The sequence below is a fragment of the Vibrio sp. 2132-1 genome (assembly GCF_033344315.1).
The window spans coordinates 1-728 of the sequence record NZ_JAWPON010000293.1 but is presented as its reverse complement, the minus strand read 5'-3'; the positions used below and the strand labels follow the sequence as shown (position 1 = coordinate 728).

General features: G+C 43.8%; 1 protein-coding gene. It reads right to left on the bottom strand.

Annotated features, from left to right (window positions below; genetic code table 11):
* On the bottom strand, window positions 1–450 hold a 450-nt coding region (locus R8N47_RS25000), incomplete at its 3' end, for a replication initiation protein (RefSeq protein WP_318186082.1).
* Window positions 451–728 lie beyond the last annotated feature (278 nt).

Genomic DNA, 728 nt, shown 5'->3' with positions numbered 1-728 from the left:
GTACTCTGTCCAAAACTCATTTTGCCAATGTGGGTGCAGTGGATTTTTCGTCAGTAGTCCTGCGAATCCACGATCCGCTTTCAGACGCTCAATCATCGCGGATTCAATCGCAGCTGCGTAGCGAATAGGTTCACTATGCGCGATATCAGACGTACAGAATGGAACTTTCAAGCGATACGCAATGTGTGCGTGTGCGTTCTCTGGGTTCTTTGAAGTCCAATATGGTGTGGGAAGATCGTTGTCGTACCAAGCCAACACACCGCCTTGTCGATCAATATCAAAGACAAGGTAAGTGACCAACTTCGGTTGGTTCACTTGCAGATATTTTTTCTTAATCGCTGTACTTTTTGGACGTATGTAAGTGACACCGAGTTCATCGGTGCAATACGGCTTATGAGGAAGCGTCTCGATTAGATCGAGTTGAAATGCGTTTGATTGTTTAGCTTTCACACATAACTGCACTTATGGCGGTTACGTGTGGATTGTCTTTGTCTTTCCATGTGTTAAAATTACCTTAAGCTTTAGCCCTGATAACTCTCCATTCCGCCAAGTTTGAATGAGTTTCGGGGCTTTGTTTTATCTAGAGTTAATCTTACTCCTCAATACCTTACTTCGCAATTTCCCTTCGCTTTTCTTGCTTTCAGGCACAAAAAAGGCCGCTATAGCGACCTTTCGAGAATCATTGTTCTACCGAAACACTGCACTTCGCACAAAGTGACATTACGTTA